The sequence below is a fragment of the Pseudostreptobacillus sp. genome (genome assembly GCF_977040545.1).
The window spans coordinates 1-7,437 of record NZ_CDRRBS010000058.1; the positions used below are offsets into that span (position 1 = coordinate 1).

Genomic DNA, 7,437 nt, shown 5'->3' on the forward strand with positions numbered 1-7,437 from the left:
TAGCTAATAAGTTACCAAATTTATATAGAGTTATATATAATACAGCTGATTTAAAAATAACAAGTAAATTGATAGAAAAATTATTCGTTTTAAATAAGAGAAGTATAATAGATAAAATAATTGAATTTAAACCAGATGTTATCTTATCGTCGCATCCTTATTCAATACCTTTAGTTTTATCACAAATAAAAAATAAAAACATTCCTTTTATTCAAATTGTTACTGATTTTAAAGCGCATAATATTTATGTTGATAAAGATACTGATGCATATATTGTAGGAAGTACCTACACTAAAAATTCACTTATAGATAGAGGAGTAAAAGAAAATAAAATTAATATTTTAGGTATACCAATAAAATCGGAGTTTTATAATTCAAATAAGATAAAAAGTGATAAGTTTAGACTTTTGATAATGGGTGGTGGAATGGGACTTGATTCCATGGAATTATCAATTAGAAAATTACTTGATCTTGATTTAGATATATTAATTACTATAGTTTGTGGTTCTAATATTGAACTTAAATCAAAATTAGAAGAGGATTATAAAAATAAAATATCTTTAGGACATTTAAAAATATATGGATATACGAATAATATATCGCAAATAATGGATAATTCTGATGTTATTGTAACTAAACCTGGTGGATTAACAACGACAGAATGTATAGTTAAAAGATTACCTATGATTATTCCATTTTATATAGCTGGTCAAGAAGAAGAAAATATTGAATTCTTGAAACAAGAAAAATTAGCAATAGTTTTAAATGATGTTTCTGAATTACCTGAAGAATTAAAAAGAATTATATCAAATAAAGAAAAATATAATGAATACGTTTCTAATTTGGATAAGTTAGCAAGTAAATATTCTTTAAATTCTATTAAAGGTTTAATTGATAAAATTGTACTTGAAAAAAACAAATAAAAATGTTAGAATATTCTTACCGTACAAGTCGGGGATGTAGCGGGTCCTTGTACCTGAAATCCGCTTAAGCAGGGATGATACCGACTTTGAGGGTAAATCTGGTATTTAAGCCTTAATTATTAAAGTGTTGAGATATTAGTCTTATATTGTAAAAATTCAGCGAACTATGTCAGGTCAGGAATGAAGCAGCATTAAGTTGAGATTTTTAGGTTTATGAGGTAGCTAATATTGAGCTTTATTCTTAAGAAACAAGTGTTGGATTTATTCGACTAGTCGGTGTACGGTATGCTAGGTTTTCTAGCTTTTTTTATTATGGAGGAAATATGAAAATAAGTAAGGTTTCATTTGATGATTTATATGAATTTAAAGGAGTTAATAATAATGAAAATTGTATATATTATGCAATTTCATTTGAACATAGAATTTTTGGATATTTGATTTTTGAAGGACATGAAAATAAATTGGAGATAATTGATATATTTATTAAAGAAGGTTATAGAAATAGTGGGTATGGTTCTAGATTGTTAAATTATGCTATACATGATTCTTTAAATTATGATTTTAATAATGTATATGTAAAATATCATAAGAGATTAAATAATTTTTTAGAAAAAAATGATTTTATAGATATTGATGGTATATATGTAAGAAATGATATTAAAGAGGAAATAGAACATATACATACAATTATACATATAAATAAATTATCTATAGTAATAAATATATTATTATCTGTAATTAAATTATTTTTTGGTTATATATTCTCATTAAATTCGTTGATAGCAGATGGTATAAATTCATTATCTGATCTAATTAATAATGTTTTAGTACTTATAGGAGCTAAGATAGAAATTGAACCTAATGATGAAGATCATCCTTTTGGACATGGTAAAGTTGAGTCTATATTTAGTTTGATAATAGGTTTGATTGTAATCTTTTCATCATTAAATACTTTAAAAAATGGTTTTATCAGTTTAATAAAAAATAATGTTACAATTATGAAAGGATTAGAGTTTAAAATAATGATATATATATTGTTATTCTTGATAATTGTTAAGATATTACAATATATATATGTAAGTACAATTTCTAAAAAAGTTGAAGTTCCTTTAATTAATGCCATAATAGTAGATTATAAATTAGATATAGTTCTTACAACATCTGTTCTTTTAGGTATAGTAGGAGTTGTTTATGTTAATCCAGTTATTGATTCACTGTTATCGATAGTTATTACAATTTATTTAATAATACAAGGATATAATCTAGTTAAGGAAAATTCTTTGATATTGATGGATTCACAAGATGAAAATTTATTATTAAATATTAAATTATTAACTCTTAAAGTTAAAGGAATTGAAAATATACATGATGTTTACATGACTCGTGTTGGTAAAAATATATATGTTATAGCTGATATAAGAATGGATAGTAATTTAACAGTAGAGGAAGCGCATGGTATAGCAATTATATCTGAAAAAAATATTAAATTTAGATATTCAAATATTAAAAAGGTTATATATCATATAGAACCTAATTATATTCAGGAGGAAAAATGAAAATAGTAGGTCCTGCAGGTAATTTTGAGAAATTAGATGCAGCTATAAAAGCGGGAGCAAATGAAGTTTTTCTAGGACTTAAAGGTTTTGGTGCTAGAAGGAATAATGATAATTTTAATATGCAAGATCTTTTAGATGGTATAGATTATGCTCATAAAAAAGGAGTAAGAGTATTACTTGCTTTAAATACAATAATGAAAGATATGGAAATTAAGTCGGTTTATAAGAATTTTAAACCCATATATGAGCATGGAGTAGATGCAGTTATAGTTCAAGATTTTGGACTTATAAAATTCTTAAAAGCTAATTTTCCTAATTTATGTTTACATGGTAGTACGCAAATGACAGTATCAAATTATAAAGAAGCTAATTTTTTGAAAGATTTAGGATTATCGAGAGTTGTACTTGCTAGAGAATTATCATTTGAAGAAATAAAAGAGATAAGAGAAAATACAGATATAGAACTTGAGGTTTTTGTTTCAGGATCAATGTGTATATCGTATTCTGGTAATTGTTATGTTTCTAGTTTTATAGGTGGTAGAAGTGGGAATAGAGGTATGTGTGCATATACTTGTAGAAAAAAATTTAAAGATGAGGAAGGAAAACTTTCATATTTTCTTTCACCAAATGATCAACTTCTTGAAGAAAAAGAAATAAATATGTTAAGAGAAATTGGGATAGATGCTATAAAAGTTGAAGGTAGAAAAAAACAACCAGAATATATTTACGAAACGGTTTCTTATTATAGATCTATACTAGATGGCAATCCACGTGAAAGTCAAAGCTATAAATTATTTAATAGAGGATATTCTAAAGGCTATTTTTATTTAGATAATAATTTGATGAATCATAAATATTCTTCTAATTTTGGTTATTTACTAGGAAAAGTTGAAGATAATAAAATTAAGTTATTAGATGATATAGTGCTTGGTGATGGTATACAATATGTAGATAAATATTTTGAAAAAATAGATGGTGAATATATTAATAAAATTATTTTAAATAATAAAAAAGTTAATTTTGCTAAAAAAGGTGATGTAATTAATATTAAATCACCTAAAGGTACTAAGTATATTTATAAAAATTATTCTAAAGAATTAAATGATAAAATACATTCAGAATTAAAAATTATAGATGTATATAAAGGTATAAATGTTGAGTTTTTTGCAAAACTTGGAGAAAAACTTAAAATGAAATTTATCACAGAAAATAATATGAATAAAAAATTAGAAGTAGAAATAGAAGGTAGTTTACTTAATGAAAAGTCTAAAAAAATAATAACATATAAAGATATAGAAGAAAAAATATCAGAACTTGGAAATACAGATTTTAAAGTTGAAAGTTGTAATATTTATTATGATAATGAAGCATTTTTTCCTTTTAGTGAGTTGAAGAAAATTAAAAGAGAACTTAGTGAAAAATTGGGAGAAATGATAGTTGAATCATATAAAAATAAACCTAGAGAATTAATTGAATTTACATATCCTAAAATTGAAGAAACAATAATTCCAGAATTTTCAGCTTTAGTAAGAACTGATGAACAAGAAAAAGCTTGTAGGGATATGGGAATAAATAAAATATATAGAGATGGTTATGATATAGCTAAACAAAAAAATTTGAATACAGATTTAATTAATTCTAATACTAATCTTGTTTCTAATCTTTATCAATTAATCAAAGGTAAAGAAGATGGTATGTCTAGACAATCTATGAATTGGAATTTTAATGTATTTAATAATATGAGTATAGATGTTTATTCAGAGTTTCCAAATATAGAAACAGTATTTTTATCGCCAGAATTGAGTTATAAACAATTAAAATTAATTACAAATAGAAATTTACGTAGAGGGCTTGTAATATATGGAAATTTGAAATCTATGTATATAGAACATACAATAGATAGTAAAGAATATAAGGAGATACAAGGTGAACATTTTGATAGGTATAAGGTTGTAAAAAATAAACTAAATAATCTTGAATTATATTTGAATAAACCTATGAATTTAATACCTAATTTAGATGTAGTTTATGGATTGAATTTAGATGAACTTAGGTTAGATTTTACATTTGAAAATTATGAAGAAGTTAAGAAAATTATAAAATCTATAAAAACTAAGACAGGTAAGTATGTGCCTTATGCATTTGATATGGGTGTAAGTTAAAATAAAATGGATAGCATTAGCTATCCATATTTATTATTTTCTAATTTCTTTAATTCTTGCAGCTTTACCTGAAAGACCTCTTAAGTAGTAAAGTTTAGATCTTCTTACTTTACCTATCTTCTTAACTTCAATCTTGTCGATTAATGGAGAATTGATTGGTATTATTCTTTCAACACCTACTCCAGAAGATATTTTTCTTACAGTGAAACTTTTTTGTACGCTTCCTCCTGTAACTCTAATTACTAATCCTTCAAATATTTGGATTCTTGTTTTGTTTCCTTCTTTAACTGTATAATGAACAGCTACTGTGTCCCCAGCTTTAAATGAAGGTAAATCTTTCTTAAGATATTCTTTTTCTACTAATTCAATTAATTTCTCTTTCAAGAAATTCACATCCTTCCTTCATAAATATTCGTATCAATAAAAAAATGACAGCGGAATATCCGTATTCAACTAATATTGTATATAAAAATAAGATAAAAGTCAAGGGATTAAATTAAAATATTTACAATTTTTTACGATTATGATATACTAGTTTTAAAATAAATTAAATATATAAAAAAGGAGTTAAGTATGAATATGATATATACTTTAGTTGAATCAGTTAATTCTTTTTTGTGGGGTAAGAATATTTTAGTAGTAATACTAATATTTTCAGCACTTTATCTTAGTTTTAAAATGAGATTTCCACAATTTAGAAATTTTAAAAAGTTTAAATATATTTTTAGTAATTCTAATAAGAGTGAAGGAGTATCATCTATTGAAGCTTTTTTATTGGGGATAGCTTGTAGAGTAGGAGCTGGTAATATTGCTGGAGTTGTTGCTGCTATTTCTATTGGTGGTCCAGGTTCTATATTTTGGATGTGGTTAGTTGCTTTATTTGGTTCAGCAACTGCATTTGTTGAATCTACTTTAGCAGTTATTTATAAAGAGAAAAATAAAAATGGTGTATTTGTAGGAGGAACTCCATATATTTTAAAAAATAGATTGAATAAAAAATTTTTAGGTAGTCTTTATGCAATAGCTTCTTTAATATGCTACTTTGGAGTTACACAAGTTATGTCAAATAGTATAACTGAATCCGTAACTAGTGTATATAGTATAAATATTTTAAATTTTGATTTAAAATATATAGTTACATTGTTTACTTTATTAATGGTTACATATATATTATTTTTTAGTAGAAGTAATAAAGATTCAATTATTAACTCTCTTAATATGATAGTACCATTTATGTCTATAATATATATTTTATTTATGATATATGTTTTACTTGTGAATATAAATAGTATTCCTTCAATGTTTTTTGATATTTTTTATCAAGCATTTGGTGGTAAAGAATTTTTAGGTGGGACTTTTGGAGTTATAGTAATGAATGGTGTTAGAAGAGGACTTTTTTCTAATGAGGCAGGTAGTGGTAATTCTAGCTATGCAGCAGGTTCTGTTGATGTTGATTATCCAGCTAAACAAGGTATAGTTCAATTGATTGGTGTATTTGTTGATACATTATTAATGTGTAGTTCAACAGCTTTTATGGTATTATTAGCTCCTAGTTATCTTTTAAGTAAATATCAAGGTATGCAACTATTTCAAAATGCTATGATATACCATATAGGTATAATTGCTAAACCTTTTGTAATTATTTTAATGTTCTTATTTTGTATAAGTACTATACTCGCTGTTGCGTATTATGGAAAAAGTGCCATAAACTATATTTCAAGTAAAAATATTTATATAACTTTATATCAAATATTTTTAATTTTAATGATATATTTAGGAGGAATAACTGTAAATACTTTTGTTTGGTCACTTGCTGATTTTGGACTTGGAATTGTTACCGTTATTAATATAATATGCATATTACCTATTTCTAATGAAGCGTATGTTGAGTTGAAAAAATTTGAAAATGAAATTGAAAATAAAAACTAAAATATTATGAATATTAAAATGAATCTATAGTATTGATTTTCATAAAAAATTAATATATAATTTAACTATATTAAAATTTGTAAAGGAGTGTCATGGAAATACATCATTTAAAAATTTTTTATGAGACTTGTAATGAAAAAAGCTTTACTAAAGCAGCTAGAAAGCTTTTTATAAGCCAATCAGCAGTGTCTATACAAATAAAAAAATTAGAAACAACTTTAGGGGTCACTTTAATTGAAAGAGATTCTAAAAATTTCAAATTAACTTTTGCAGGTAAAGAGTTATATAGATTGGCGCAACAGGTATTCAATAGAATATCTCGTATGGAAAATGAAATGTTTAAAATAATTAAAGAAAATAAAACAAAAATTGTTATAGGAGCAACACATAATATAGGAGAGCCAGTTTTGCCTAAAATTGTTAGTGAATATAGTAAGAGAAATAAAGAAGTAGAGTTTGAAATATATATTAAAAATTCAAGTTCTTTAATAAAATATATTAAAGATGGAGTAATTGATGTTGCTTTAATGGAAGAGGAAATATTTGATGAAAGAGAAATTAAAATGCTTCAAACAGATGTTTATCCCTTTGTTGTAGTAGCTCCTCCTAATGTAACGGATATAGAAGTTATAAAAGAGATGAGTATGTTGAAAAAAGATTCTCCTCTAGCTCTTAAATATATAGAAAAGTTTGAAGAGATTATAGATCATGTATTTGAAAATAAATTAATTGTAAATGGTAGTAATGAAACTACTAAAAATCTTGTGATGAATGGTATGGGTATTAGTGTATTACCATATTATTGTGTATATGAAGAAATTAGAGATAATAAGTTAAGTTTAGTACATGAATTTGATATATCGGAGG

General features: G+C 24.5%; 6 protein-coding genes and 1 other RNA gene. 6 read left to right on the forward strand and 1 reads right to left on the reverse strand.

Annotated elements, in window-relative coordinates; all coding sequences use genetic code 11:
• From ACWYO2_RS04020 to ACWYO2_RS04035, 4 genes are all read left to right on the forward strand, one after another.
• Positions 1 to 923, forward strand: a 923-nt coding sequence (locus ACWYO2_RS04020; RefSeq protein WP_455515209.1) for an MGDG synthase family glycosyltransferase, incomplete at its 5' end; no start/stop codon positions are given.
• 19 nt (positions 924 to 942) lie between these two features.
• An RNA gene (gene ffs / locus ACWYO2_RS04025) (signal recognition particle sRNA large type) lies at positions 943 to 1,207 on the forward strand.
• A 39-nt stretch (positions 1,208 to 1,246) separates the two neighbouring features.
• Positions 1,247 to 2,479, forward strand: coding sequence for a GNAT family N-acetyltransferase (locus ACWYO2_RS04030; RefSeq protein WP_455515210.1), 1,233 nt, complete (start codon positions 1,247 to 1,249; stop codon positions 2,477 to 2,479).
• Positions 2,476 to 4,641 carry a peptidase U32 family protein gene (locus ACWYO2_RS04035; RefSeq protein WP_455515211.1) on the forward strand — a complete coding sequence of 722 codons (2,166 nt, stop codon included), beginning with the start codon at positions 2,476 to 2,478 and terminating at the stop codon, positions 4,639 to 4,641. Before ACWYO2_RS04030 ends, ACWYO2_RS04035 begins: the two co-directional genes overlap by 4 nt.
• A 33-nt stretch (positions 4,642 to 4,674) precedes the next feature.
• On the opposite strand, the gene rplS is transcribed toward ACWYO2_RS04035, so the two are convergent.
• Positions 4,675 to 5,025, reverse strand: a complete 351-nt coding sequence (gene rplS / locus ACWYO2_RS04040; protein ID WP_455515212.1) for a 50S ribosomal protein L19 — start codon at positions 5,023 to 5,025, stop codon at positions 4,675 to 4,677.
• Positions 5,026 to 5,214: 189 nt separating this feature from the next.
• On the opposite strand from rplS, the gene ACWYO2_RS04045 reads away from it, so the two are divergent.
• Positions 5,215 to 6,570 carry an alanine/glycine:cation symporter family protein gene (locus ACWYO2_RS04045; protein ID WP_455515213.1) on the forward strand — a complete coding sequence of 452 codons (1,356 nt, stop codon included), beginning with the start codon at positions 5,215 to 5,217 and terminating at the stop codon, positions 6,568 to 6,570.
• A 92-nt stretch (positions 6,571 to 6,662) separates the two neighbouring features.
• Positions 6,663 to 7,437 (forward strand): LysR family transcriptional regulator (locus ACWYO2_RS04050; protein ID WP_455515214.1); only part of this gene is annotated, 775 nt, incomplete at its 3' end.